The 25,854-nt window shown below is 67.5% G+C and carries 30 protein-coding genes; 5 read left to right on the forward strand and 25 right to left on the reverse strand.

Annotation, left to right across the window (positions count from 1 at the left end):
- Window positions 1-2 precede the first annotated feature (2 nt).
- The 11 genes from J3454_RS09000 to J3454_RS09050 are packed head-to-tail and all read right to left on the reverse strand — an operon-like array spanning window position 3 to window position 10,012.
- Window positions 3-347, reverse strand: a complete 345-nt coding sequence (locus J3454_RS09000; protein WP_349513432.1) for a FliM/FliN family flagellar motor switch protein — start codon at window positions 345-347, stop codon at window positions 3-5.
- Window positions 344-1,318, reverse strand: coding sequence for a FliM/FliN family flagellar motor C-terminal domain-containing protein (locus J3454_RS09005; protein WP_349513433.1), 975 nt, complete (start codon window positions 1,316-1,318; stop codon window positions 344-346). Before J3454_RS09005 ends, J3454_RS09000 begins: the two co-directional genes overlap by 4 nt.
- The gene (locus J3454_RS09010) at window positions 1,315-1,923 is read right to left on the reverse strand and encodes a flagellar basal body-associated FliL family protein (protein ID WP_349513434.1); all 609 of its coding nucleotides are present in this window, start codon (window positions 1,921-1,923) and stop codon (window positions 1,315-1,317) included. Before J3454_RS09010 ends, J3454_RS09005 begins: the two co-directional genes overlap by 4 nt.
- A gap of 31 nt (window positions 1,924-1,954) precedes the next feature.
- Window positions 1,955-3,238 (reverse strand): hypothetical protein, encoded by a 1,284-nt coding sequence (locus J3454_RS09015; RefSeq protein ID WP_349513435.1) that lies wholly within the window; start codon window positions 3,236-3,238, stop codon window positions 1,955-1,957.
- Between the two features lie 39 nt (window positions 3,239-3,277).
- Window positions 3,278-3,715 carry a hypothetical protein gene (locus J3454_RS09020; RefSeq protein WP_349513436.1) on the reverse strand — a complete coding sequence of 146 codons (438 nt, stop codon included), beginning with the start codon at window positions 3,713-3,715 and terminating at the stop codon, window positions 3,278-3,280.
- Window positions 3,708-5,054 carry a FliI/YscN family ATPase gene (locus J3454_RS09025; protein ID WP_349513437.1) on the reverse strand — a complete coding sequence of 449 codons (1,347 nt, stop codon included), beginning with the start codon at window positions 5,052-5,054 and terminating at the stop codon, window positions 3,708-3,710. The genes J3454_RS09020 and J3454_RS09025 overlap by 8 nt, the downstream gene beginning before the upstream one ends.
- The gene (locus J3454_RS09030; protein WP_349513438.1) at window positions 5,051-5,683 is read right to left on the reverse strand and encodes a FliH/SctL family protein; all 633 of its coding nucleotides are present in this window, start codon (window positions 5,681-5,683) and stop codon (window positions 5,051-5,053) included. Before J3454_RS09030 ends, J3454_RS09025 begins: the two co-directional genes overlap by 4 nt.
- Window positions 5,667-6,710 (reverse strand): flagellar motor switch protein FliG, encoded by a 1,044-nt coding sequence (gene fliG / locus J3454_RS09035; RefSeq protein ID WP_349513439.1) that lies wholly within the window; start codon window positions 6,708-6,710, stop codon window positions 5,667-5,669. The genes J3454_RS09030 and fliG overlap by 17 nt, the downstream gene beginning before the upstream one ends.
- The gene (fliF, locus tag J3454_RS09040; RefSeq protein WP_349513440.1) at window positions 6,707-8,353 is read right to left on the reverse strand and encodes a flagellar basal-body MS-ring/collar protein FliF; all 1,647 of its coding nucleotides are present in this window, start codon (window positions 8,351-8,353) and stop codon (window positions 6,707-6,709) included. The genes fliG and fliF overlap by 4 nt, the downstream gene beginning before the upstream one ends.
- A 4-nt stretch (window positions 8,354-8,357) precedes the next feature.
- Complete coding sequence (fliE, locus tag J3454_RS09045; RefSeq protein WP_349513441.1) at window positions 8,358-8,717, reverse strand: flagellar hook-basal body complex protein FliE; 360 nt, start codon at window positions 8,715-8,717, stop codon at window positions 8,358-8,360.
- Window positions 8,714-10,012, reverse strand: a complete 1,299-nt coding sequence (locus J3454_RS09050) for a sigma-54 interaction domain-containing protein (protein ID WP_349513442.1) — start codon at window positions 10,010-10,012, stop codon at window positions 8,714-8,716. The genes fliE and J3454_RS09050 overlap by 4 nt, the downstream gene beginning before the upstream one ends.
- 340 nt (window positions 10,013-10,352) lie before the next feature.
- On the opposite strand from J3454_RS09050, the gene J3454_RS09055 reads away from it, so the two are divergent.
- Entirely contained in the window at window positions 10,353-11,186 is an 834-nt protein-coding gene (locus tag J3454_RS09055; RefSeq protein ID WP_349513443.1) for a flagellin N-terminal helical domain-containing protein, read from the forward strand.
- Between the two features lie 195 nt (window positions 11,187-11,381).
- Complete coding sequence (locus J3454_RS09060; protein ID WP_349513444.1) at window positions 11,382-12,809, forward strand: mechanosensitive ion channel domain-containing protein; 1,428 nt, start codon at window positions 11,382-11,384, stop codon at window positions 12,807-12,809.
- Here the strand turns inward: J3454_RS09060 and J3454_RS09065 are convergent.
- Genes J3454_RS09065 through flgB form a run of 13 tightly spaced genes read right to left on the reverse strand, consistent with a single transcriptional unit; the run spans window position 12,799 to window position 22,590 of the window.
- A complete protein-coding gene (locus tag J3454_RS09065; RefSeq protein WP_349513445.1) occupies window positions 12,799-13,707 on the reverse strand; it encodes a flagellar motor protein MotB in 909 nt (302 codons plus the stop codon). The genes J3454_RS09060 and J3454_RS09065 overlap by 11 nt on opposite strands.
- 1 nt (window position 13,708) lies before the next feature.
- A complete protein-coding gene (gene motA, locus J3454_RS09070; RefSeq protein ID WP_349513446.1) occupies window positions 13,709-14,572 on the reverse strand; it encodes a flagellar motor stator protein MotA in 864 nt (287 codons plus the stop codon).
- A 15-nt stretch (window positions 14,573-14,587) separates the two neighbouring features.
- On the reverse strand, window positions 14,588-15,508 hold the full coding sequence (locus J3454_RS09075) for a flagellin N-terminal helical domain-containing protein (RefSeq protein ID WP_349513447.1): 921 nt from the start codon (window positions 15,506-15,508) through the stop codon (window positions 14,588-14,590).
- Window positions 15,509-15,523: 15 nt separating this feature from the next.
- On the reverse strand, window positions 15,524-16,867 hold the full coding sequence (flgK, locus tag J3454_RS09080; RefSeq protein WP_349513448.1) for a flagellar hook-associated protein FlgK: 1,344 nt from the start codon (window positions 16,865-16,867) through the stop codon (window positions 15,524-15,526).
- On the reverse strand, window positions 16,867-17,208 hold the full coding sequence (locus J3454_RS09085) for a flagellar biosynthesis protein FlgJ (protein WP_349513449.1): 342 nt from the start codon (window positions 17,206-17,208) through the stop codon (window positions 16,867-16,869). The genes flgK and J3454_RS09085 overlap by 1 nt, the downstream gene beginning before the upstream one ends.
- Window positions 17,205-18,338 carry a flagellar basal body P-ring protein FlgI gene (locus J3454_RS09090; RefSeq protein WP_349513450.1) on the reverse strand — a complete coding sequence of 378 codons (1,134 nt, stop codon included), beginning with the start codon at window positions 18,336-18,338 and terminating at the stop codon, window positions 17,205-17,207. The genes J3454_RS09085 and J3454_RS09090 overlap by 4 nt, the downstream gene beginning before the upstream one ends.
- A gap of 11 nt (window positions 18,339-18,349) precedes the next feature.
- The gene (locus tag J3454_RS09095) at window positions 18,350-19,066 is read right to left on the reverse strand and encodes a flagellar basal body L-ring protein FlgH (protein ID WP_349513451.1); all 717 of its coding nucleotides are present in this window, start codon (window positions 19,064-19,066) and stop codon (window positions 18,350-18,352) included.
- An 8-nt stretch (window positions 19,067-19,074) separates the two neighbouring features.
- Complete coding sequence (gene flgG / locus J3454_RS09100) at window positions 19,075-19,866, reverse strand: flagellar basal-body rod protein FlgG (RefSeq protein ID WP_349513452.1); 792 nt, start codon at window positions 19,864-19,866, stop codon at window positions 19,075-19,077.
- Window positions 19,867-19,889: 23 nt separating this feature from the next.
- On the reverse strand, window positions 19,890-20,648 hold the full coding sequence (locus tag J3454_RS09105; RefSeq protein WP_296719073.1) for a flagellar basal body rod protein FlgF: 759 nt from the start codon (window positions 20,646-20,648) through the stop codon (window positions 19,890-19,892).
- A gap of 13 nt (window positions 20,649-20,661) precedes the next feature.
- Complete coding sequence (locus tag J3454_RS09110) at window positions 20,662-21,477, reverse strand: flagellar hook-basal body protein (RefSeq protein WP_349513453.1); 816 nt, start codon at window positions 21,475-21,477, stop codon at window positions 20,662-20,664.
- Window positions 21,478-21,506: 29 nt separating this feature from the next.
- Window positions 21,507-21,824: a flagellar hook capping FlgD N-terminal domain-containing protein gene (locus J3454_RS09115; RefSeq protein WP_349513454.1), complete on the reverse strand. Its 318-nt coding sequence runs from the start codon at window positions 21,822-21,824 to the stop codon at window positions 21,507-21,509.
- Window positions 21,824-22,234: a flagellar basal body rod protein FlgC gene (gene flgC / locus J3454_RS09120; RefSeq protein WP_349513455.1), complete on the reverse strand. Its 411-nt coding sequence runs from the start codon at window positions 22,232-22,234 to the stop codon at window positions 21,824-21,826. The genes J3454_RS09115 and flgC overlap by 1 nt, the downstream gene beginning before the upstream one ends.
- 2 nt (window positions 22,235-22,236) lie before the next feature.
- Window positions 22,237-22,590: a flagellar basal body rod protein FlgB gene (gene flgB / locus J3454_RS09125; protein WP_349513456.1), complete on the reverse strand. Its 354-nt coding sequence runs from the start codon at window positions 22,588-22,590 to the stop codon at window positions 22,237-22,239.
- Window positions 22,591-22,840: 250 nt separating this feature from the next.
- Here flgB and J3454_RS09130 point away from each other — a divergent pair, with 250 nt between their 5' ends.
- Window positions 22,841-23,515 carry a MotA/TolQ/ExbB proton channel family protein gene (locus tag J3454_RS09130; protein ID WP_349513457.1) on the forward strand — a complete coding sequence of 225 codons (675 nt, stop codon included), beginning with the start codon at window positions 22,841-22,843 and terminating at the stop codon, window positions 23,513-23,515.
- Window positions 23,512-24,000 carry a hypothetical protein gene (locus J3454_RS09135; protein ID WP_349513458.1) on the forward strand — a complete coding sequence of 163 codons (489 nt, stop codon included), beginning with the start codon at window positions 23,512-23,514 and terminating at the stop codon, window positions 23,998-24,000. Before J3454_RS09130 ends, J3454_RS09135 begins: the two co-directional genes overlap by 4 nt.
- A gap of 4 nt (window positions 24,001-24,004) precedes the next feature.
- Here the strand turns inward: J3454_RS09135 and J3454_RS09140 are convergent, their stop codons facing one another.
- Window positions 24,005-25,105, reverse strand: a complete 1,101-nt coding sequence (locus J3454_RS09140; protein WP_349513459.1) for a GGDEF domain-containing protein — start codon at window positions 25,103-25,105, stop codon at window positions 24,005-24,007.
- A gap of 173 nt (window positions 25,106-25,278) precedes the next feature.
- Between J3454_RS09140 and J3454_RS09145 the strand changes: the two genes are divergently transcribed.
- Window positions 25,279-25,818, forward strand: coding sequence for a flagella basal body P-ring formation protein FlgA (locus tag J3454_RS09145; protein WP_349513460.1), 540 nt, complete (start codon window positions 25,279-25,281; stop codon window positions 25,816-25,818).
- Window positions 25,819-25,854 lie beyond the last annotated feature (36 nt).

Genomic DNA, 25,854 nt, shown 5'->3' on the forward strand with positions numbered 1-25,854 from the left:
TGTCAGAGCGCGTCGGCCGCGCCGAACGCCGGATCGGCGGGCGCAGCGGAACCGGCCGTGTTGGCAGGCGCGGGCGCGGGCGGCACGTCCTGCCCGTCCTCTCCCACCAGATGGACGATGCGCAAAGCAAAGCGGCCCTTTTCCGCCACCACCTCACCGCGCGCGATCACCCGGCCATTGGCGGTCACGTCGAGCAGTTCGTCGGTCAGCCGGTCGAGCGCGACGGTGCTGCCTTCGCCAAGCTGGAGGACATCGCGCAGGGCCATTTCGGTGCGGCCCAGTTCGACCGACAGGCGCACGGAAACCGCCCCGAAGCGGTGAAATTGCGAGGGGCTGAAATCACTCATCGGGCAGGTCCTTCTGCGGGTAATCGGGTGATGCGGATCGCCATGCGATCTTCGAGCGTGCCGATGCTGCCATGCGCAATCAGCTTTTCGCCCAGCATCAGCGGCACTTGCCGGCCCATTGCCAGCGGAATGCAAGCGCCGGGTGCGAGGATCTGCAACCGGGCGAGCGAGAGATCGACTTCGGCCAGCACCACATGCAGCGGCAGCGGGATCGCAGCGAACGGCGCGGCCATGCTGCTTGCCGATGTGCGCGGGGCGCGGACACCGGACTGCGGGCGAGAGCGGCCGGGAGCAGGAAGCAGGCGCTCCATCCGCTCGGCGGCGATGGCCAGAACGCAGCGCCATTCGCATCCGCCCCGATTGGCGATGACCAGCGTGAACAGCAGCACATCGGCCTCGGGATCGAACGGCTTCAGGCGCGAAGCGGTTTCGCTGCGGACGATCACCTCGCCGCCCATCGCTGCGCCCGGTGGCGGAGCGCCGCTGCCGAATGCGGCCTTGGTGACGGCCTGCGCAATGGTGGCGGCGGCCTCGTCCGCCAGCAGCGCGGCCGAGCGGGGGAGCTGGTCGGGTGCCTTGTCGGCCAGCGTGCCGTCGCCGCCGAAGGAACGGTCCGTCAGGGCAATCGCCGTAGCGAAATCGAAGGACAGCAGCGCTGTTTCGCCGCTTGAACTGTTCGCGCCGCCTGCAGCCCCCACGCGTAACAGGGAATTGGCCGCAATCGGGCCGATGCGGGAAAGCGCGGCGCTGCCGGACAGGGTTTCAGGCTCCGAAACGCTCACGTCGAGCCGGTCGCCCGACAACAAACCGGATAGATCCTGTGCCAAAGCGCCCGCCAGATCGCGCCGCCACGCCGCCAGCAGCACCGCGCGTTCTTCCGGGCGCGGCCCGCGGCCGGATGAATGGGTGGTCAGCTCGCGGCAATGCTGCGCGGCGGTGCGGGCAGCGGCGAATTCGTGCTGCATCCTCATTGGACCAGAAACCCGCGAAAATGCACCGCGTCGATGCCGCCGAACCCTTCGTTTTCCTCGAGCACGTCGTTGATCGACTTGGTCAGGCGCACAGCCAGCTTCTGCTTGCCGGTGACCGCATAGACGTCGGCCTCCGAAGTCGCGGCCAGTTGAGCGATGATCGCCGAACGGATCGCAAGTTCGTGGTTGTGAACCCATTGCAGGACGCGGCCATCGCGGCGGGTCGAGACCGCCAGTTCGACCTGGATCAAGCCGGGCGAATCGGAAAGATTGGAGGTGAAGCTTTCGTCGAAGCTGTAATAGGCAGTGCGGTACTTGCTGCCGCCTTCGCCATAGACGGGTGCGGCGGCGTCCTTTTCGGCGCCGGGCAGGGGATACGGGTCGGTCTCGCCCTTCAGAATCAGCTTGGGCTGGTCCGGCTCGGCCGTGCCCTTGTCGCTGCCGAACAGGCCCGCGGCATAGGCTCCGTAAGCCCCGCCCGCGCCCAGCCCGAGCAGCAGCACAGCGCCGAGGACGAGCTTGATCATCCCGCCCTTTCCTGAGCTTTGCTTGGACTGACGGCGATCAATGCCGTCCCACTCCGAATTGTCCTTGTCCTTGGACATGAACGTCTACTCCCTGTTGCAGTCGGTCGACTCAGGCGAACAACCCGCGCTCGCGATGGTCGGGACGGTCATTGTCCGGCGCACCGGCAGACACGGCCTCGTCGGCGCGGTCCTGCTGGTGGCGCTGGTGCTGCGAAGCCCCTTCGTCGCGCTGACCGGATTGCGCCAGGTATGGTTGAGACGATCCCTGCCCCGACCCTAGGGAAGACCCGTAGCGCGGGTCGGATGAGCCGGAGCCTTGGCCGGAATTGGTGCCCGTGCCTGTTCCCGTCCCGGTGCTGGAGGTTTCGGCAGAAGCGGTGACGGCGCGTTCTGCCAGCGCGGCCTGAATCGCCGGGACAAAGCCCGGATCGCGGCTGGCCAGCACCGCACGCCAATCCTGCGCCGCGCCGATCGCTTCGATGCGCAGCGAGATCATGCCGAATTCGGCGTGGCGCAAGGTCATCTCGGGCCGCGCAGCGCGCAATGCCTCGCGAATGTCGCCGACCTGCGCGATGGCGCTTTCGACTTGCGGGGCCGGGGTGCGCGGCTCGGCGCGTTCGGCGGCGGCAGCAAGCGGGACGACCGGCGCAGCCTGAGCCAGCGCGGTGGCCGCGGACTGCGGAGCCGGGCTGCCGGACGCGGACGAGGCGGCAGACGGAAGCGCGGGCTCGGTAGCATCGGCAAGCAGCGCGCCGGAGGCCGATCCTTCGGGCGCATCATCGACACTCGGCTCCAGCGACGCGGCCAGCGCGCGCGGTGCAGCTGTGCTGCGCAACATGGCGGGGGCGGCTTGCGCGGCAGACGGTGCGGGAACCGCAACAGGGCCGGACAAAGCGGCGGATGTAGCGGCAGCGGGAGCAGCAAGCGGCACGGCCACGGCCAGCAGCACCGCCGTGGCGGGCTGCGGAGCGGCGGTGCCGCGCAGCGCTGGGCGAGCGGCGGAGTCGGTTTGCGCTAACGTCGGCGGAGTGGCTCCCGTCGCCGGGGCAGAGGCAAGCGGCACATCGGCGCCGGATGGCGGCAAGGCCGTGCCGGTTTGCGGCGGAATCGTGCCGGCCGGCAAGGGCGCTTCGCCACCAGGCTCGGGCAAAAGCCCCGCCGCCGGAAGCGCAGCCAGCGCAGCAGGCTCCGCAGGTTCAGTCGCAGGGACACCGGGCAAGGCGACCGGCGTGGCTGCGTCCGTTGCAAGATCCACCTCGGCGGGCAGGGCGGCATCGAGCAGCCCGGCGAAGTCGAGCGGCGCGCTTGCCCGCTCCGACTTCGCCCCGAGCTGCCGGGGCAGCGACGGGGCAGCACCGGAGGTGGCGGACAGATCGGGCAGGGAAGAGATCATCGCATTGTCCTTGAAGTCGGGTCGAACAGGGCGTGGCAATCACGGTTGCGGCTTGGAGTGCAACTTGCGTGCCAGCAACGGGGCTTCGGCTTCGGCGCGGCGCAGTTTCACCGCCACCAGAGCGGCGCGGGCCTCTCCCTCGTGCTCGGCAAGGCGTTTGGCGCGGGTCTCTGCCTGCGCCAGCGTGTCGGCCTGCCAAGCGGATTGGCGCGCGGCGTCTGTCGCAGCATCGGCGGCACTGTCGGCGAGCTGCACGAGGCTGGCGGTGAACACGGCGCGCGCGGCGAACACCTCGGCAGCCATCGCTCCGGGCTGCGGCGTGCTGGCAGCAACCAGCTGGCGGCTGCGCTGGGCCAGCGCGGTGCTGCGGGCCTCGGCATCGAGCGCTTCGGCAAGGCCTGCGAGCGCTTGGCGCCGCGCCACCTTTGCAATCAGCGCCTGCCGCCGGATCAGCGCAAGGCGGCGCGCCTCACGCAACCGCGCCCTCCATCAGCGCAGCGAGCGCCGCGTGGCTGGCGGCGAGCGGTTCCGCGCCCCCGCGCTCCTGCGTCAGAAAGCCATCGATCGTTCCGCTCAGCGCCAATGCGGTGTCGAGCAACGCATCGCTTCCGGCGCGATAGGCGCCCATCAGCACCAGATCGCGATTGCTCTCGCGCGCGGCGATCAGCGCCCGCAGGCGGCGCGCAGCGCGGGCGATATCAGGCGTGACCAGATCATCCATTACCCGGCTCAGCGAAGCGGGCACGTCGATCGCCGGGTAATGCCCGCGCTGGGCGAGTTCGCGTGACAGCACGATATGCCCATCCAGAATGGCGCGTGCGGTATCGACCACCGGATCATTGGCATCGTCGCCATCGGCCAGCACGGTGTAAATCCCCGTCACCGCGCCGCCGGTGCGCGCCGAATTGCCCGCGCGCTCCACCAGCCGCGTGATCGCGGCGAGCGCGGATGGCGGATAGCCGCGTGCAGCGCCCGGTTCGCCCAGCACCAACGCCAATTCGCGCGCGGCGTGCGCAACGCGGGTCAGGCTGTCGAGGATCAGCAGCACGCGCTTGCCCTGACCGCGGAAATATTCGGCAATGGCACTGGCATATTGCGCCGCGCGCAGCCGCAGGTTGGGGGCGTGATCGGCAGGCACCGCGACCACCACGATCTTTCCGCGCCGATGGCCTGCCATATGGCGGTTCACGAAATCGGACACCTCGCGCGCGCGCTCACCGATCAGGGCGACCACAGTGACATCGGCGACCGCATGGCCCGCGATGGTATCGACCAACACCGATTTGCCCACCCCCGATCCGGCCATGATGCCGAGCCTTTGGCCGACCCCCATTGTAGCGAGCGCGTTGATCGCGCGCACGCCGCAATCGAACGGGGCCGCAACACTGGCGCGTTCCAATGCGCCTTCGCGCTGTCCGGCGAGCGGCCAGGCGTGGGGCAGATCGAGCCGCGGGCCGCCGTCGATTGGCGCGCCCAGCGCATCGACCGCGCGGCCCAGCAGCGCCTCGCCGACGCGCACCTCGCCCGGATTGCCCAAGCCGCGCACGCTCGCACGCGGACGCAGCAGCATCGTATCGCCCAGCAGCATCATCAGCGAATGTCCGGCGCGAAAGCCGATCACTTCGGCGAGGCAATCGCTGGCCCCCCTGTTCTCGGCGCCGTTCTCGATCACGCCCAGCGAGCCGACCGGCAGCGGCAGGCCCGCGACTTCGATCAGCCCGCCGTCGCAGGCGACCACCCGGCCCATCCGCACCGGCCCTGTATCGACCGGCGCGGCGCGCATCCGCGCCAGATCGAGCTGCAATTCGGCGATCATCCGCGCACCGCAGCGGCTATCGCGCGGCGCCAGTCGGCGGGGCCTTCGCGCACTGCGCCGTCCGGTCCTTCGAGCAGCAGCGCGCCGCGTTCCAGCGCGCTGTCGGCGATCACCGTCCAATCGGCGAGTGGGTCCGGGCCAAGATGGTCGATGTCATCGGGGTGAAGATGCAGCCGCAATGCGTCTGCTGCGCCGCCGATCCGTGCTGCAGCCGTACGGCAGCGGGCCAGCAGTGCCTCGCGGTCGGTTGCGTGGTCAGCCAGCACCCCGTCGCACAGCGCAATCACGGTTTCGGCCAGATCATCGGCGAGCACTTCCAGCGCGGCTTCATCCAGAGCGCGGAATGCCAGCCGCAGCGCACGCTGGCGGGCCGCATCGCGCTGAGCCTCGGCCAAAGCGGCGGCGCGGCCTGCCGCTTCGCCTTCGGCATAGGCCAGCGCCAGCGCGTCTGGCGCAGGATCGGGATCCGGCGCAGGCTCCAGTTCAACGGCAAGTTCGGGCTCCGCCGACGGCGTACCGAACGGCAGCGCCTCGCGGAACTCCGCCGGTGCGCCTAGCAGCGCCAGCCAGCCGGGCTCGGGCGATGAGGGCGCGGCCAGCGCGCCGAGCCACTCAGACGAATTCGCCATCGCCGCTTCCGATCACGATTTCGCCCGCTTCGGCAAGACTGCGGGCAATGTCGACAATAGCCTTCTGCGCGGCGGCAACTTCGCTCTTGGCCAGGCGTCCGCGCAGTTCGATCTCGTCCTTGACCCCGTCGGCTGCGCGGCTCGACATGGCGGCGAAGAAAGGTGCACGCTCGGGTTCCTTGAGGCCTTTCAGGGCATCGATCAGCTTTTCGGAATCCACGTCGCGCAGCAGACGGCCCATCGCCATCGGAGCGAGATCGAACAGCATTTCGAAGGTGAACAGCTCCTCCTCGATCCGTGTGGCAAGCGGGCCGTCGCGCTCCGCAATCGCCGGGAGCACCGTGTGACGCAGGTCTCCTGCAGCAAGGTTGATGAGGCTCGCGGCCTCACGCGGGCCGCCCAGCGCCAGCGCCGCCGAACCGAATGTGGCCGTGATGCGCTGGGTCAGCAGGGTATCGATGGTGGCAATGGCGCGCGCGGAAACCGGGCCGCTCTTCGCGACGCGTTCGACCACCACGGTCTGCAATTCGAACGGCAGCGCGGCCAGCACTTCGGCGGCGGGTTCGGGTTCGATCAGCAACAGCAGCGCGGCGATCACCTGCGGATGTTCGTCCTCGATCAGGCGGACCAGCACCGGCGGCACCAGCCAGCGCGCCATTTCGAGGGTGAGCGGCCGGGCCTGGGGCTCGATCCGCTGCATCATGCTGTCCGCCCGCGCCGGGCCGAGCGCGCGGTCAAGCAAGGCCCGCACCCGGTCATCGCGGCCGCGCTGCGGCAGGATTTCGCGCCCCGCCTCGCTGGCGAAATCGGCCAGGGCTTCGGCCATGCGCGCGCTGTCGATCTCGCCCAGCGCCATCATCGCCGCGCCCAGCCTTTCAAGTTCGACGGGGCTGAGCCGGCCAAGGATGCCGCTGGCTTCCTCGTCGCCCAGCAGCATCAGGAACACCGCAGCGCGGTCGATCCGGCTCAGCAGGGTTTCGGACGCAGCCGCATCGCCTGCGGTGTCGAGAACAAGGTCGACGCTCATGTCGCGCTCGCCTTCACGCTGGCATCGGGTGCGGCGAGCATCCGCTGTAACGCTTCGACCGCGCGTTCGGGCTGACTGGTGGCAAGCTGCCGGGCCAATTCGACCTGACGCGGCAGATCGCCGAGGGCGACCCCATCCACGCCGGGCGCAACCGATTCACCGGCATCGGCCAGCAATACCGCAGCGTTATCGGTGAGGGCCACCTGAGCAGCAGCCTCACCGCGCCCGCGCAGCTTGCCGATCAGCGGACGCACCGCCAGCATCAGCACCAGCAGCACCGCCAGCAGCGCCGTTCCGTAACGCACCAGCATGGCGAACCACGGCTGTTCGTAGAAGGCGGGCGGTTCGAGGTTTGACGGTTCGAATTTGCTGGCCACCACTTCCACGCGGTCACCGCGATCGGCATTGGCACCCACCGCTGCGCCCACCAGCGCTTCAAGCTGGGCAGCAGTCATCGGCGCGGCGGCTTTCAGCGCTTCGTCACTCACCGCGACCGCGACCGAAAGCTTGGTCAAGCCGCCCGGACGGGTGCTGGTGACAGCGACCTCGCGCCCCAGTTCATAGCTGCGCTGCACCGCGCTTTCGGTGTCGGTCGCGTTTGCCGGGGCAGGCGCTGCGGGCTGCGGCGGGCCATCGACCAGCGTCGCTTGCGGAGGCGGGGTGTTGGCGGGAACCCCCGGAACGCCGCCGACCGGCGCAGCCCCGCTGCGGGTCGCGTTACGTTCGCTTTCGTTGCGGACGACGCCTTCCTTTTCGTAGCTTTCGCGCGCCGAGGTGATCTCGTTCTGGTCGAGCTGGACCTGCACCTGCGCCGAATAATTACCGTCGCCCAGCAGGGGCAGCAGCAGCGCGTCGATCTGATCGCGCAGCTTGGATTCGAATTCGCGCTGGAGCACCAGACTGTCGAGCGCTTCCTCGCGCGGGGAGGACAGCAGGCGGCCGTTCTGATCCACCACCCGCACCGCATCGGCACTCATGCCCGGCACGGATGCCGCGACGAGGTTTACGATCGCTTCGACCTGCGATTGCGACAGGCTGCGCCCGCCCACCAGCCGCAGCATCACCGATGCCGATGGCGCGTTGTTCTCGCGCACGAACACCGATCGTTCGGGCGTGGCGAGGTGAACGCGCACGGATTCGATCCCGTCGATCTCGCGGATCGTCAGCATCAACTCGCGTTCGCGCGCCAGCCGCAGACGTTCGCCTTCCAATGTGCGCGAGGTGCCGAGCGGCATTGCGTCGAGCATCTCGCTCGCGCCTTGCGGGGCGGCGATCCCGGCATCGCTGGCAACCAGCATCCGGGCGCGGTAGAGATCGTTTTCGGACACCGACAAGGCGCCGGTCTGGTTGTCGATGGCATAGCCGATCCCGCCCGCTTCGAGCGTGTCGACCACCTTGGCGCGCTCGCCGTCGGTCAGGCTGGAATAGAGCAGGCGGTCAGGCCCGGACGCCAGCGTCATCCACAACAGCCCCGCCGCCGCCAGTGCGCCGACCCCGGCAAGGGCAGGAAGTGCACGCGAAAGCGCTGGCTGCGCCAAAAATCCGGCGACCGGCTCAGGCAGCATGGTGCGCCAGCTCGGCTGCGGCGGCGCGGCGGGAAGACCCGTCGCATCGGCGGCCACGGCAAGGCTTGTTTCGGCCATCTAATCAGCCCCCCATCCGCATTATGTCCTGGTAGGCGGTGAGCAGCTTGTTGCGCACCTGCAGGGTCGCCTCGAAGGCGACGCCCGCTTCCTGCCTGGCCAGCATCACTTCGGCGATGTCGGTCACCTGGCCGCGTTCGTACGCGACCTGCATATCGGACGAGCGCTGCTGCACGGAATTGACCTGTTGCAGCGCATTGTTGAGCGTATCGGCGAAGCCGGCGGCAGGCACATTTGCCGGGCCGGTTGCGGGCGGCGCGGCGCTGGCCGCGCGCACATCCTGCAGCGCGGCGCTGCGGGAAAGCACCTGCTGGCGCAGCGCCATCACGTCGGCCGCGCCGAAACCGGGACGAATCGTGCTCATGCACGGCCTCCCGCAGCGGCAGCGGCCATCACGCCGTTGGCGCGCATCGAGGCGAGGCGGTAGCGCAGGGTGCGTTCGGAGATGCCGAGGCTGCGCGCGGTCGCGCTGCGGTTGCCGTCGTGGCTGGCAAGCGCGCCGAGGATCGCCTGCGATTCCGAGGCGAACGCGACATCGGACAGCGTGCGGGCAGCAGCAGCGGAAGGCGCGGTGTCGGTCACGGGACTTGCACCGCCGTCGCTCACCGCACGCACTGCAGTATCGAACATGATGTGCTCCGCCATGATCGTGGGGCCTTCGCCAGCCAACAGGATCGCGCGGCGGATCACGTTTTCCAGCTCGCGGACATTGCCCGGCCATGCGTGGGTCTCCAGCAGCGCCAGCGCCGCCGCGTCGATCCAGCCCGGCTGTCCGGGCGCGGATGCATGACGCAGCAGCATTCCGAAGGCGAGCGGGGCGATATCGCCCGGCCGGTCGCGCAAGGCGGGAATGCGCAGGGGGAAGACATTGAGGCGGTACAGCAGATCCTCGCGGAACCGCCCGGCTTCGACCTCGGCGGCGAGATGCCGGTTGGTGCAGGCGATGATCCGCACGTCGACCTTGATCGGGCGGGTCGCACCCAGCGGCAGCACCTCGCCTTCCTGTAACGCGCGCAGCAGCTTGGATTGCAGCGCCAGCGGCAATTCGCCGATTTCGTCGAGCAGCAGCGTGCCCTTGTCGGCGGCACGGAACAGCCCTTCGGCCGCATCGGCCGCGCCGGTAAAGGCGCCCTTCTTGTGGCCGAACAGCAAAGCTTCGAGCATCGCTTCGGGCATGGCCGCGCAATTGACTGCAACGAACGGGCCGGTCCCGCGCGGGGAGAGATGGTGGACGAACCGCGCCAGCACTTCCTTGCCGGTGCCGGTCGGCCCTTCGAGCAGCACCGGGATGTCGCTGGCGGAGATGCGTTCGGCCAGCGTCAGCAGCGCCATCGACTGCGCGTCCCCGGCGATCGGCCAGCCGCCATGCGATGCGGCCGCGAGCAGCGCGGCGCGCGCAGGGGTTAACGCAGCGGGATCATAGGCGAGCGTGATGCGGTTGGGGCCGGTGAGCGTCAGCGCGGGGCTTTCGGTGCGGGACAGTCCGATCCCGATCATGCCGGGGCAGCGGGCCGCGCCATCGCCGAACACGATCCGCTCGCGCTGCCAGCGGCGGCCCATCAGCGGCACCGTTGCGCCGATCAACGCGTCATGGCCCGGGTCTTGCCCCGCAGATGGGCTTGCTGGCGATATCGCCCCTGTGCGCGCCGGATTGGTCATGAATTCGCCCCTGTTCGTCCCTGATGGCAAGCTTTTGCCGCCCGGACGTCAAAGATGTCGCAAATTTAAGCCCCCGTACCTTCCCTTAGGTCGCACGCGGTACGGGGTCGGCGCGATGAAGCAAGCGGGTAACCGGACGGCTGAGCCTTGCCGCATTTGGCATCCGGTCGCCGGAGAAGGTTCCGGCCAGGGGCGGGAAAGAGGGGCAGGATGCGAGCGTGGTAAACAGGCGAGCCGAAGAGTGAAAACTTTGCCGCTTAAACATCCCGGCGACCGGCCGCTCTAAGGGCCAGCAGCGACGGGCCTGTTCGTCCTGCCTGACCATTCGGGAGTTACCAATATGTCCGTTATCAACACCAATATCTCGGCCCTGCGCGCAACCAATGCGAGCGTTTCGGCCAACAACATGCTCGGCACCGCGATGGAGCGTCTGTCGACCGGCAAGCGCATCAACTCGGCAAGGGATGACGCGGCGGGTCTCGCCATCGCCGATTCCATGACCTCGCAGATCCGCGGGATGAGCCAGGGCATTCGGAATGCCAACGACGGCATTTCGATGGCGCAGACCGCGGAAGGCGCGCTTAACGAAGTCACCAACATGCTGCAGCGCCAGCGCGAGCTGACCGTCCAGGCATCGAACGGCACCTATTCCGCCGGCAATCTCACCAACATCGCCGCCGAAATCACCGCTCTCAACACGCAGATCACTTCGGTCCTGGCCAACACCGAATTCAATGGCCAGAAGTTGTTCACCGGTGAGGCTGGCGCAGCGGGCGATGGTATGGTGACGGTTCAGGCCGGCGCCAATGAGGTCGACGTGATCACACTTGACCTTTCGGTCGATCTGGCAGCGGAGGGGGCTATGACCGACGCAGCGGGGGTTGACGTTACGGATGTGCAAGCCGGCGACCTGGCGCTGTTCGACACAGCCATCAACCTCGTTTCGACTACCCGCGCCAATTTGGGTGCGTCGCAGAACCGCCTGCAGTCGGCGGTGAACAACCTCACCAATGTTTCGACCAATCTGACCGACGCGCGTTCGCGCATCGAAGACGCCGATTACTCGGCCGAAACCACCAATCTCGCCAAGGCGCAGATCCTCGGCCAGGCCTCCACCGCGATGCTGGCCCAGGCCAACCAGTCGCAGCAGAACGTGCTGTCGCTGCTGCGGTAAATTCCGCCGCACTAATCTGCGTCGTCCTCGTTCCCCCTTCGGGACGACCACCAAGCCCGGAGCCGCAAGGCTCCGGGCTTTCGTAGGTGCGGCCTGCGCGCTCGGTCCGTCGCCTGTCCGCACCGTCTCACGGCAATCCGGCTGCGTTCGGGTCGTTTTCGCGCCGGAGCCGGGGCAGCCTTGCCGCGAAGGGCGGTGAATGATGATGCGGCAGACGAAGTGACAATCCGTGCGATCTTCCCGGCGATAGTCGCAGCCCTGTTGCTGTGCCTCTCCACCGCGCTGAACGCGCAGAGCGCCGCCGACCTTACCGGGGCACCGGCAGCGGAGCCGACCGAGGCCGCGCCGGACGATCCGATCGATATCGGTAACCTGACAGAGGAGACCGATCGCGCAATCGCCAGCGGCCTCGCCAATGTCTTCACCCAGATCGAAGGGCTGCGCGATGTCGGCATCGCGGTCCAATCCGGCGTGGTCACGCTGTCGGGCACCGTGACCAATCAGGCCGACCGCGAACGGGCCGAGGCCATCGCTGCCCGGATCGAAGGCGTGGTGACGGTGGAGAACGGCATCGATCGTTCCTACGAAGTGGAAACCAATGTCTCGCCCGCAGTCAAAACGCTGATCGACAATATGCGTGGGCTGGTGCGGGGCCTCCCGCTGTTCGGCGTGGCGCTGGTTATCGGCGTGGTGATCGCTGCCTTGGGCTACCTGCTCGCCGGACGGCGACGGCTGTGGCTGTGGGCCACGCCCAACCCCTTCCTCGCCGAGCTGCTGGCCGGTGCGATCCGGGTGGTGGCGATCCTTGCCGGTCTGGTCGTGGCACTACAGATCGTGGATGCCACCGCCATGCTCGGGCTGGTGCTGGGGAGCGCAGGCATCATCGGGATCGCGCTGGGTTTCGCGGTGCGCGACACCGTCGACAATTACGTGTCGAGCCTGATGCTCAGCCTGAGGCAACCCTTCCGGGCCAACGACCATGTGGTGATCGACGGATGCGAAGGCCACGTGATCCGGCTGACATCGCGCGCCACGGTGCTGATGACGCTGGAGGGCAACCATCTGCGCATTCCCAATGCCAAGGTCTTCAAGGCGATCATCGTCAATTACACGCGCAACCCGCAGCGCCGGTTCGAGTTCGAATTGGGGGTGGATTCCGCCGATGATCCGCTGGGCGCGATGGAGGTCGGGCTGCAGGCGATCCGCGCCTTGCCGTTCGTGCTGGCCGAACCGCGCAGCCAATCGATCATCCAGACGGTGGGGGAATCGAGCATCATCCTGCGGTTTTTTGCCTGGATCGATCAACGCTCGACCGATTTCCTCAAAGGGCGAAGCCTTGCGATTCAGGCGGCCAAGCATGCAGTGGAAGAGGCTGGCTACGAACTGCCCGAGCCGATCTACAGGATCCGGGTTGATGACAGGCGCAAATCGTCAGAGCCAGCTCCCGCCGACGCGCCTACCCCCGAATCCAGCCCGGCGCCCGCAGCACGGAAATCCGCCAAAGCGCCGTCGGCGGTTGCTGATAGGGCCGAGCCGGATCGCGCAGTGGAAAAGCTCGTCAGCGAGGAACGCGGCAGTGCAGCCGGCAGCGATCTGCTCGATACCCAGCGGCCTATCGAATAGCGCGCGCCGCGCCTCTGTCGGCGGGCTTGCCGTCCAGCAACAGCAGCGAAATGCGGCGGTTGCGCGGGTCGGCGGGATTGTCGGCGATGAGCGGCTCGGTAGCGGCGACGCCTTCGATCCGGGCGATGCGCGGTTGCGGCACGCCGCCCAGCACGAGCGCCTGGCGGGTTGCCTCGGCACGCCCGGTGGACAGCGACCAGTTATTGGCTGTCACGCCGCTACGCCACGGTAGCGAATCGGTGTGGCCGCGCAGGATCAGCGGAGCGCTCTGATCCTTCAGCGTTTCGGCCATGACTTCGAGCAACCCGCGCGCGTCCGTGGTCAGGATCGTGGTGCCGAGTTCGAACATCGAGAAATCGGCATCGTCGACCAGATCGATCCGGATGCCTTCGGGCGCACGCATGACCCGCACCTGCCGCGCGAGGTGTGCAAGCTGGCGGCGCTGCACCAGTTTCTTTGCAATGGTGTCGCGCAATTCCTTGAGCTTGTCCGAATCCAGTTCTCCGCGCCCGCCGCCTTCCACCGGGCCGCCGGTAACGCCGCGCGGGATGGTGATCGCACGCGTGCCGGTCTGGCCCATGGCATTGGGATAGTTATCCGGATCGGTTATCGACGATCCGCCCAGCAGCCCTTCCGATCCGGCGCTTTCCTTGCGCATCTTGACCAGTGTGGGGGTGAAATAGTCGGCGATGCCCTTGCGCTGCTTTTCGACCGTAGCGCCCAGCAGCCACAGCAGCAGGAAGAACGCCATCATCGCGGTCACAAAATCGGCGTAAGCGACCTTCCACGCTCCGCCGTGGTGGCCGCCTTCGACGATGGTGACCTTCTTGACGATGATCGGAGCGGGGATCGCCGCCGCCGAACCTTCGCCCGACTGGGTCGGATCGGACAGCGCCATTCTATCGGCCCCGCATCATGTCGAGCAGTTCGGTCAGCTTGGGACGATGCGCAGGCGGCAGGCCCGAACGCGCGGCTTCCAGCACCAGCGGCTGTGGATAGCCGTGCAGGCTGGCGATGATGACCTGCTTGATCGAATGGAAGATCTGGCTGTCGTGGGTGTTGATCTGCTTCAGCCGTGACCCCAGCGGTCCGGCAAACCCATAGGCCAGCAGCACCCCCAGAAACGTGCCCACGAGCGCAGAACCGATCATCTTGCCGAGAATTTCTGGCGGCTGGTCGATCGCGCCCATCGTCTTGATGATGCCGAGCACCGCTGCGACGATCCCCAGCGCCGGCAGCGCATCGGCGAGCGTCTGGATCATGTGCTGAGGCTCGTCCATCTCGTGAAGCTGGGTCTTGATCGCGGAATCGATCACTTCCTCGACCGCGTGGGTATCCAGCGTGCCGGACGACACCACCATCAGAGTCAGCGGATCGCAGATCATCGCGGTCACCACAGGATCGGCCTGAAGGCGCGGATATTCGCTGAAGATGGTGGACGAACCGGGTTCGGTGACATGGCTTTCCAGCGCCACCGCGCCTTCGGACCGCAGCAGCTTCATCAGCTTGGATGTCAGCGCGATCGCGTCAATGTGATCCTCGTCGGTGTATTTCGGCCCCTTGAACACCTTGGTGACACCGCTGCCGAGCAGCTTGATCGCGTGCATCGAATTGCCGATCAGAGTTGCGCCCACCGCCGCGCCGCCGATCATCATGAATTCGAACGGCAGCGCCGCCAGCACCGGCCCCATCGCGCCGCCGGCCAGCATGAAGCCGCCGAACACCATCACCAACAACACGACTATGCCGATTGCAACAAACATCGCTCAGGGCTCCCGTCAGCGCAGCGCGTCGAACAGCGACAGCGAACTGACGCGGGTGAAGGCGGCCTGGCTCGCTTCGAGCGCGGTGAGCGATTGCTGCAGACGGGCGATGGCTTCGGCGATGTCGGTATCGCCGATGCGCGAACGACGTTCCGCCAGCGCAACGCCGCGGGTGTCCTGCTGTTGCTGCACCTGATCGACCCACGCCATGCGGGTGCCGATGATGGTCTGCGCGCGGCCCGCGGTGTCGAGCGCGGCATCGATGCCTTCTAACGCGGCATTGGCCGCCCCCGCCGGATCGGGCGATCCGCCGCCCAGCGCAGCCGCCAGCCCGCCGAGCACCGCAAAGGCGCTCGTCGGGGTGCCGCCGGACACAAATTCGAACACTGCATTGCCGGGCAATCCGCGGTCGATCACGGTGCCCGGCGCAACCGGAACCGCGCCGCTGGCGGGTGTGCCAGTGTAGATCACATTGCCCAAGCCATCGCGGGTGAACGCGGTTCCGGAAGACAGGCCGGCAAAGAGCGGCTCGCCGGTCAAGGATGTGGCATTGGCGCGGGTGAACAATTCTTCCGAGAGCTGCTCCAGTTCGAATGCGATCGCCTGCCGTCCGTCCACACCGGTCGGGTCGTTGGCGGCCTGCACCGCCAGTTCGCGGGCGCGCTGAAGCAGCGCGGTGACGGCTTCGAGTTCGGTCGAGGCCGCGCCGAGATCCTGATCCAGTTGCGCGGCATTATCGCCTTCCACCCCGGCCAGTGCCTCGCGCCGGGCGATGCTGCGCAACTGCGCGGCGGCGGCAGGATCGTCAGAGCCGCGTTCGATCCTGACCCCGGTGGCGATCTGCGTCTGCTGGCGCTCAATTCCTGCACGTAGATCAGCCATCTGCGCGAGCGAGCGGTTGAAGAACGAACCGGCGGAGTTGCTGATAAAGCTCATGGCAGCGCGATCCTGTTACCTGAGGCCCAGCAGTGTATCGAACAATTCGGTGGCAACCTGGATCACCCGGCTATTGGCTTCGAACGCCTGTTGCAGGCGCACCAGATTGGCGGCCTCGGTATCGAGATCGACGCCGGTCGCACGCAGCAGCTCGCCCTCGGCGCTGGCGGCGACAATGCCCAGCCCTTCGCGCCGCGTGTCGAGTGCGGACACCCGGCTGGACAGGCCCAGCAGCAGCGTATCGGCCCCGGCGGCAGGGCCGGTTGCGGCCCCCAGCGAAGCCAGCAGCGCGGCAAGATTGCCGGTGTCGCGGCTGCCTGCAGGCGCACCGGCGGGGGCGGTGGCGAGCCCGTTGGCAGAGGCCAGCGCCACGTCGATATCGGCGGCGCTCGTGCCCGAAAGCAGCGGTTGACCGGGATTACCGTCGGTATCGACTCCGGCACTCTGCGCCGTGTTGGCGATTGCGATCACCGAAGCGGCGAGACTGTCGACCCCGGTCTGCAGCCCTACCATCTGATCCAGCGCGGCGGCGCGTCCGGCCATCGCCCCGCCGGTGGGGGCAAAGGCGGTGCCGCCGATGTCGAAGGCAAGCGTGCCATCGGCAGCGAAGGCAAGATTGACGCTGGCGGCAACCCCGCCTGTGACTAGCGCCACCGGAGGGGCGGCGTCGATCGTAACGTCGGCGGTGCCGTTGGCGTTGATGGTGGCGGCGATCCCGAATTCTTCGGCCAGCCCCCGCAGCGCCTTGTCGCGCGCATCGAGCAGCGCCGCGCGGCCTGCTGTGCCTTCGCGCGAGGCGACCAGATCGCGGTTGACCTTGGCGAGTTCGGCCGCAAGTTCGTTGATATCGGGAACCATCGCCGCCGCTTCGTCCTGAACCAGGCTGCGGGCATTGGCGAGCGTGCTGTCGGCGACCCGGAAATTGGCCGCCATCGTCCGCACGCTTTCCAGTGCCGAGAGCCGTAGCGCCGGTTCCAGCGGGTTGCCTTCCAGCCGGGTCAGGGCGGCTTCGAATGCGACGAGGCCGGTGAACAGGCCGGAGGTTTCCAGCGCGCTTTCCGCCTCGCGCATGGCGAAGAATTCCGTCTCGGCCGCCGCCAGGCCCGACGATGTGTCGCGCGCCTGGCGCTGCACCAGCGCGCTTTCGGCCCGCACCACCACGCCGGGGCGGACGCCGCCGAGCGAATCTGCCGACGCGCCGATGCCGATATTGCCGGTCATCACCAACTCGCTCTGTGTGAGCGAACGGCGCGAATAATCGGGGTTGGCGGCATTGGCGACGTTCTGCGCCGTCAGTTCAAGACTGAGGCGCGATGCGGTCAGACCGCTCCGTCCGATGGTGAAGATCGCGCTGGGCATTATCCGTCGCTTTTCGCAGAAAGATATTGCGCAAGCTGTTCCTCGATACTGCGGGCAAACCCGAAGGCGCCGCTGGCAGCTGCGAGATCGGCGAAGTGTTCATCGCGCATGGTCTGGAACTGCTGCATCCCGCCGCCGGTCAGCGGAGTTTCCTCGGCAAGGCCGGCGGCGCGCGCGGTGGCAAGCATCTTGCGGATCATGATCGCCTCGAACCCTTCGGCCGCTTCCCGCAACTCGGCGCGTTCCGGAGAGATATCCGAATTGCGCGCCGAGCTGCGAGGGGCGGGGCCAAGCGATTGGGGGCCAAGCGATTGAGCGGCGGGGATCAGCGGGCCGGTCACAACACGACCATCTCGGCTTGCAGGCTGCCTGCCTGCTTGAGACTTTCGAGGATCACCACCAGATCGGACGCGCCCACACCGAGCAGGTTCAGGGCATCGACGATTTCCGACAACGACGCCGCGCCGGGCATATAGGCGACCCGGTCCGCGCGTTCGTTGATGGTGATGTCGGTGTCCTGCTCCACCGCGGTCTGGCCGCGGCTGAAAGGTTCGGGCTGCACCACGGTGGGGTTCTCGTCGATCCGGATCACCAGCTTGCCGTGGCTGACGGCGGCAGGCGACAATCGCACCGCGTCGTTGATCACCACCGTGCCGGTGCGGCTGTTGATAATCACCCGCGCCGCGACCGGCGCAGGGGTGACGGAAAGCATCTCGATCTCGGCCATGACGCCGGACCGCACATCATTGCCCAGCGGCAGCGCCAGTTCGATGCTGACCCCGTCGGCAATTGTGGCGATGCCGGGATAGCGGCTGTTGATCGCATCGCGCACGCGCGCGGCGGTGAGGAAATCGGCCTCGTGCAGGTTGAACCGCAAGGTCGAGGACTGGTCGAACCCGGTCGCCACGGCGCGTTCCACCGATGCACCATCGGCAATCCGGCCGACGGTGGCGACATTGACGGTAAGCTGCGACCCATCGCGCCCGGTTACGCCCAGCCCGCCGACCGCGACATTGCCTTGCGCCATCGCGTAGATCTGCCCGTCCGCACCATAGAGCGGCGTCAGGATCAGCGCCCCACCGCGCAAGCTCAAGGCCTGCCCGAGGGTGGACACGGTAATGTCGATCCGCTGGCCCGGCTTGGCGAAGGCGGGCAGTTCGGCAGTGACGATCACCGCCGCGGCATTGCGCAAAATCGGCGAAACGCCAGGCGGCAATTGCAGCCCGAGCCTGCCGGACACGCCCCGCATTGCCTCGGTCACGTATTGCAGGTTGTTGTCGCCGGTGCCTTGCAGGCCGACGACGACGCCGTAACCGGTCAGCTGGTTGGCGCGCAGACCTTCGAACTGGCCAAGATCGCGGATGCGCTCGGCAGCAGCAGGGGCAGGGGCGAGGGCCGCCAGCAGCGCGAGCGCGGCGGCGAACGTCGGGGCGAACAGGGGGGCGAACAGGGGGGAGAGAATGCGGATCATGTCGGCTCTCCTCAGAACGGCGAGATGGCGTTGAAGAAGCGGCTCAGCCAGCCCGGACGGCTCGCCTGCTGCACCGCGCCCTGGCCCGAATAAATGATCCGGGCATTGGCGACCTGCGAGGAGGCCAAGCGGTTATCGCTGTCGATATCGATCAGCCGGATGCGCCCGGCGAACTGCACCCATTCCTCGCCTTGGCTGAACATCATCTGCTTTTCTCCGACCACTTCGGCGGTGCCGTTGGGGTAGATCGCGGCAATGGTCACCGCGACCGCACCGTTCAGGCGGCTTTGCTGCGCAGCATTGCCCCCTCCACTGAACGACCCTTCGGCCGCAGCTTTAAGGGCGTCGGGGTTGAGGAAATCGAGCGGGCCGGAGGCGGGTGGGGTGATTCCGAAGCTGCCGGAGCGGTTGGTCTGCCCGGCGGTGCTCTTGGTGGTGGTGGTGTTTTCGGTGAGGATGATCGTCACCATATCGCCTAGCGAGCGAGCGCGGGTGCCGGTGACGAGGCCGGCATATCCGGTGCCCGCCTGAAAGATCGCGCCCGCGCTAGCCTGCTGCCGCAGCGATTGCGGGGCGGCAATCAGCAGCGGGTCGGCCACGCCGGCCGCCACCATCGGTGCACCGGGGGGCGGGGGCGCGGTGAAGCCGGCCTGCGGCCCGCTGCCGCCGGTGCCCATGCAGGCGCCCAGCGTCAGCGTCGCGCCAAGGATCAAATATCGAGCGGTCATGATCTGTCTCACAATGTCTGGTTGGCGTTGCGCAGCATCTCGTCGACCGCGCTGACCATCTTGGAATTGATTTCGTAGGCGCGCTGGGCCTCGATCATCTCGACCAGCTCCTCGACCACGTTGACGTTGGAGGATTCGAGCATCCCCTGCCGGATCTGTCCGCGCCCGTTTTCGCCCGCAAAGCCGAGTTCGGCCGGGCCGGAGGCGGCGGTTTCGACGAGGAAATTGTCGCCGATCGCGCGCAGGCCCGCCGGGTTGACGAAACTGGCGACCGTCAGCTGGCCCAGCAGCGTCGGCGCGGCATCGCCCGGCGTCAATGCGCTCACCGTGCCATCGGGCGCGATGGTGATCGACTGCGCGCCCGCCGGCACCTGCAACGGCGGCTGCAGCGCATAGCCCTGCGAGGTAATCAGCGTGCCATCATTCGACAGCGTGAAATTGCCCGCGCGGGTGAAGCCGATCTGTCCGCCGGGCGGCAGTTCGACCTGAAAGAACCCGTCGCCGTCCAGCGCGAGATCGAGCGCATTGCCGGTGGTGCCCAGCGTGCCCTGCGTCGAAATGCGCGTGGTGCCCTGCACCTGCACCCCAGTGCCGAGATTGAGGCCGACCGCAAACGCCGTCTGCCCGGTCGATGCCTGCCCCGCGACCCGCTGTTCCTGATAGGCCAGCGTGGCAAAATCGGCGCGGTCGCGCTTGAACCCAGTGGTGCCGATATTGGCGAGGTTGTTGGCAATGACGCGCATCCGCGCATCCTGAGCCTCAAGCCCGGTGCGGGCGACGTGAAGGGCGGAAGTGGGCATTGGTCAGTGCTCCCTTTGGAAAATCAGCGAAGCGCCATCAGGCCGCTGGAGGCTTCATCGAGATCGCCTGCGGTGGCGATGATCTTGGCGCGCTGTTCGAACGCGCGCTGGGCTTCGATCATCTGCACCAGCGTATCGGCCGTCTCGACATTGGATTGTTCGAGCGCGCCGGTGGAAAGCCGCGCGGTCGGATCGGGGGGCAGGACGCCCCCGAGACCGTTGGCATTCGGCACCTTAAGGAAGCCATCGATCCCCTTGGCCAGCGGGCTGCCGCCGGGCGTCACCAGCCGCAGCTTGTCGAGCGCCTCGGCCGGGGCGGAAGGCGCGGACGGGTCGCTCGCCATGATCGTGCCATCGGCGGCGATGGCGATGCTGAATCCCGGCGGCACGGATATCGGCGTGCCAGCTTCGCCCAGCACGGCAAGCCCCTCGCCATTCTCGATCACACCCGATGCCGACACCCGCAGGTCGCCGCGCCGGGAGTAGATCTCGCCCTGAAGGTCGGGCGACTGGTAGGCCAGCAGCGCCGTTCCTTCGAGCGCGACATCCATCGGATTGCCGGTCGGCACCACGCGCGCCGCGGTCATGTCCGCGCCGCGCACATTGCCGCGCGCCATGGCGCGGGCCTCCAGCGATCCGTCCTTCAGGGTGGCGGGCGTGACCGCGAAGATTTCCTGGCGAAAGCCCGGCGTGCTGGCGTTGGCGAGGTTGTTCGCCACCACCCGCTGCCGGTCCATCGCCGCGTTCATCGCGGTCATCGCGGTGTAGATCATCCGGTCCATCGGTCAGCCGCCCTTACTGCTGCCGCAGATTGATGACGGTGGTGGAGATCTGCGTGGCGGTGTCGATCGCACGGGCGTTGGCCTGGAAATTGCGCTGGGCTGTGAGCAGCGAGACCATTTCCTCGGCCAGATCGACGTTGGAACGCTCCAGCGCGCCGCTGATGAGATCGCCATTCGCGCCGATGCCGGGATTGCCGAAGGTCGGCGGGCCGGAATCGCCGGATGCCTGCCACTTGGTCTGGCCGATCGCGCGCAGGCCACCCGGCGCCGCAAAGGTGGCGAGCGCAACCTGCCCAATCGGGGTTGCGGTGCCATCGGCATAGGCCGCATTCACAATCCCGCGATTGTCGATGGTGACATTGGCCAGCGCCGAGCCCGCGCCATTGGTCAGCGGCACCACCACAGGCGCGGGCACGGTCGAGGTCGCGACCCCGGCAGCATCGACCGGAAAGGCCTGCAGCCGGTTGCCGAGCGAGTCCTGCAGGTCGCCGGTGGCGAGCAGCTGGAAATTGCCGTTGCGGGTAAAGCTGAGATCGCCTGAAAACGGGTTTTCCAGCGCGAAGAATCCATCGCCATCGATCGCAATGTCGAGGCTGCGGCCGGTCTGTTCGAGCGGGCCGAGCGCGAAATCCTGCGTGATTGCGGACACGGTTGCGCCGATCCCGGCAGTGCGGCGCGGATCGGTGGCCGAACCGCTGGCGACCAGATCGGCAAACTGCGCCGAGCTTTTCTTGAAGCCGACCGTTTCGGCATTGGCGATGTTGTGGGCGATGACGCGCAGATCGGTCTCGGCATTGCGCAGACCGCTGAGGGAAGTGAAGAACGACATGTCGGGTTATCCTTTCGGTTTGGGCGAGGTCAGGTCTGGGGGGTGACGGCAGGCTGCAAGGCAGCCTCCTGCGCGGCAATCAGCCGGTCGAGCTTGGCGGAGATATCATCCAGCGTGGCCCCGCTCTCGGTGGTCGCCGCGAGCGAGGAAAATTGCGCCATCTGCGCCAGCATCGCTTCGTTGTCGGCCGGTTCGAGCGGGTCCTGAAAGGTCAGCTGCGTCGTCAGCAGCCGCAGGAAATCGCCGCCGTCGAGCGATCCCAGCCCGCCGCCGGTCAGCCGCGAAGGGGTGTTGAGCCGGTCGAGCGTGCTCTGCGCGGCGGGGGTGATGGCATTGGTGGTGGTCATTACTGGCTCCTCAGGGTTTCGAGCATCAGTTGCTTGGCGGTCTGCAGCGCCTGCACCAGGTTCTGGTACTGGCGCGCGCTCTCCATGATCTCGACCATTTCGGCGGTTTCATCGACCGGGGCTTCGAACACGTAACCATCGGCATCGGCGAGCGGGTGGGAGGGATCGTGGCGTTTGGTGGCAGCGGTTTCGGCGCGTACCAGCCCGCTTGAGGTGACCCCGGCAAGGCCTGAGGCGCGATCGAGTTCGACAGCGAATACAGCGCGGATCGGGCGATAGGCCCCTTCCTCGGTGGTAGAGACCGAGCCGGCATTGGCGAGGTTCGATGTCGCCGCGTTCATCCGCACCATCTGCGCGCTCATCGCGCGGGTGGTCATGGAAAACAGCGTCATCGGGGCGCGTTCGGGCATCCTCATTCCCCCTTCAGCGCGCGGGTGATGGTGTTGACCTTGCCCTGCACGAAGCTGAGCGTCGCCGAGTAAGCCACAGCGTTTTCGGCAAAGGCGACCTGTTCGCGGTTCAGTTCGACCGTGTTGCCATCCAGCGTGGGCATGGTCGGCGTGCGCCACACCATTCCGGCCTGCGGATCGGCGACATTGTTGCCGCGCTGATTGGCGAGCCGCGCATCGAGCGCGGCGCGGAAATCGATATCGCGCGCCTTGTATCCGGGCGTGGCGGCATTGGCGATGTTGGAGGCGATCACGCCCATGCGTTCCGACCGCAGGGTCAGCGCCGCGCCGTGAATACCGAACAGTCTTTCGTTCATGCGGGTTCCTCCCGTGTCGTGCAGACCATATGAAAAGCGGCGGCCTGCCAGTGCGGCTTCGTATCAGCACGAAGCGTGCCAGTTTGCCCGAAAGGGGGCGCGGGCAGGGGCAAGCGCGGCGATGTGGCAAGTCCTTGCCGCTTCTCCGGCAAGGCCCTGCCGCAAATACCTAGTTCTTAATCCGCCACCGCCGCTGACGTTCTGCCTTTGCGACCGCACTGATTTGCGCGACGGCCAGCGAGGGAAACCAATGCCAGACAGAATCAGCGCCCTGATCGATCCGGGCGCCTTCACAATCGTGGTGGCGGGTACCGTGCTGGCCTGCGCCGCACGCTGCGGCTGGCGCGATTTCGGCGCGGCTTTGCGGGAGGCGGGCCGGCTGGCGAAGCCCGGTTTCGATGCCGAGGTCAATCGCAAGGCGCTGGCGCTGGCGGTCACGGCGATCCGGCGCGACGGTTCGCATCGCGCCGATCCGGCTCTGCCGCCCGACCGGGCGCTCGCCCTGATGCTCGAAACCTATCTGCGCCACGGCTCGACGGAGGCGTTGCAACGCACTCGCCGATCCGAACGCGCACTCGACGAGGCGCGGCGGGTGACAGCGGCGCAGGTATTCGCATGGGCGGGCGAACTGGCCCCGGTATTCGGGCTGATCGGCACGCTTTATGCCTTCACCCAGCTGGCCCCGCCCAGCGGCGCGAATGCGATCGGCGCAACGCTGGCGGCAGTTGCGACCTCGGTACTTTCGACCCTTTACGGCGCGCTGCTGGCCCATCTTGCCTGTTATCCGCTGGCGGGCGCGATCGAGCGGCGCGGGTTTGCGCGAGAGGAACAGCGCGAGGCGCTGGCCGATTGGTTCGTCGATCAGATCGCCGCTCCTGCCGCGCACCCGCATGACGGGCGCCCCCATCTGCGGGGTGTGGCATGAGCGCGGGCACTGTTTCCATCAAAAGCGGCGGTCATGGCTGGCAGCTGATCCTGGCCGACCTTGCACTGATCCTGTTCCTGCTGATGCTGTCCGCCCTGCCTGCTGCCGAGGCTGAGGCCGGGCGCAAGGTAGCTGTCCGGGCGGTGCGCGGGGAGCAGGCACGGGCGGCTTCCGTCACCGCAGAGATCGCTGCCGCGCAGGCGCTTTATCGCCCCATGGCAGGCGGGCCGACCTTGGGCGAATGGCTCGCCGCCCAGCCGCATGATCCGCGCGCGACGCTGACGGTGTTCGCGCGTTACGAGGCGGGGAACGGGGTTTCAGACGGGCCGGGGCGCGCAGCAGCGGCATGGGATGCGGCGCGGGCGCTGGCTGCGGGCGCGGCCGACAGCGGGTTTGCGGTGCGAACCATCATCACCGCTGGCAATGATAACGATCTCTACGCCAGCCTTGCCTATGATCAGGTGCCACCATCGTCGGCAGAGTAAGCCGTCAGCCCACCACCACCCGGTTGCGGCCTTCCTGCTTGGCGCGATAGAGCGCCGCATCGGCCCGCCCCAAGGCGCTGCGGGTGTCGGTATCCTCGGTCACTTCGGCCACCCCGCCCGAGAATGTCACTCGCCCGAAGGGCTGGCCGCTGTCGCGGTTCATCAACTGGCGGGCTGCCTGCGCGCGGCGGATCGTATCCAGCTTCGCGCGCGCGGCCTCCTTGTCCATACCGTAGAACAGCAGGACGAATTCCTCGCCGCCGTGGCGCGCGACAAAGCAGGCGGTTCCGGCGTGTTCGTTCAGCGTTCCTGCCAGCGCGCACAGCACGCGGTCGCCCGCGTCGTGGCCATGGCGATCATTCACCAGCTTGAAGTGATCGACATCGCAGAACGCCAGACTCAATGCCTCGCCCTTGGCGCGCGCTTCGAGCGAGGCGGACACCAGCCGCCGTTCGAAGGCGCGGCGGTTGGGCAGGCCGGTGAGGTGATCGACATCGGCCTCCATCCGCGCCTTGGCGAGGTTTTCGCGCAAGCGATCGGTTTCCTCGCGGCTGCGCGCCATCGAGGTTTCGGCCTGCTCGATCCGGGCCAGCATCGCCCGCGACAGGTCGATCACCTGCGCCAGCTCGCCGGCCGCCGCCGGGGCGAGATCGATGTCGGCCATCGCCTCGATCTGGGCGCCCAGTGCACCGCGATGATCGCTGGTTTCGTTTTGCGCCGACCGTGCGGTCTGAGCGAAGCGCATCAGCGAATATTCGAGCTTGTCCATCAGCGCCTCCAGTCCGGCGATGCGCGAATGGCCCTCGGGATCGAGCCGCGCCAGCGTGTCGAGCCAGCGCTGGTCGATCGGCTCGCCCGCAATCTCGCGCGCGGTAAAAGCCTGCGCCAGTTCGGGATGCGAACCCGACAGGCCGCCGCAGATGGTCGCGAGATTGCTGGCGGTGACAGCAAGATCGTGGGTTTCCACGAATTCCCCGATCCGCGCCAATAGCGCGCGGCGCGCTTCCTCGGCGCGGCTGGCCGGGGCCGTATCCGTTGCCGCGTCTGCGGCGCCCGGTTCGGCAGGGCGGTAGGAACGGGTAAGAAAGCGGGATGCGAAGGTCATGGTAAAGCCCCGACGTCTGGAATTGGACAATTTCGCAGGAACTTAGCCCGATCATGCTTAAGCCGCGCCGCGCCCGGCCTCCGGTAAGACCCGTAGGCCGATTCCGGGCGCGCTTGGCACGACCTTTGCTAAACGACAGGCGGATATTCCGTCCGCATGACAGGAGCACACGCATGGAAATCACCAATCCCTGGCCCGATGGCTGGCGGCTCGCGCCGCTGGCGGCAGCAATGCTGCTGCCGCTGTGCGATGCCCCGGCCAAAGCGCAGGTCCGCACCGAGCCGGCAGCGATTGACCGTGCGGTGGTCGCCTTCACCGGCGCGGCAACCGGCACCCCCGGCGGCGCACGCGCACCGGCCGATCCGCGCCTGCAACTCGCCGCCTGCGCCGGGCCATTGGCGGTGTCCTGGCATGGCAATACGCGCCGTTCGGTGCAGGTCGAATGCCCCGGTCCGGACACCTGGCGCGTGTTTGTCGCGGTCGACGGCGCAGGCGGCAGTGCCGCTTCGAACCGCCCTGCCCCTCCGGCAATCAAGCGCGGCGATGCGCTGACGATACAGGTGCGCGGGCGCGGCTTTTCGGTGCAGCAGCAGGGCGAGGCGATGGAAAACGGCGCGGTGGGCGAATGGATCTTCGTGCGCACCGCACGCAAGGCCGAAGCCCTGCGTGCCCGGATTGAACGCCCCGGCCTTGCGGTGATCCCGGCAAGCTGAAGAAATCTTTAATCCACTCTTAAAGCCGGATCCGGA

Source organism: Erythrobacter sp. NFXS35 (genome assembly GCF_040148725.1).
In the GTDB taxonomy this organism is placed as follows: Bacteria; Pseudomonadota; Alphaproteobacteria; order Sphingomonadales; family Sphingomonadaceae; genus Erythrobacter.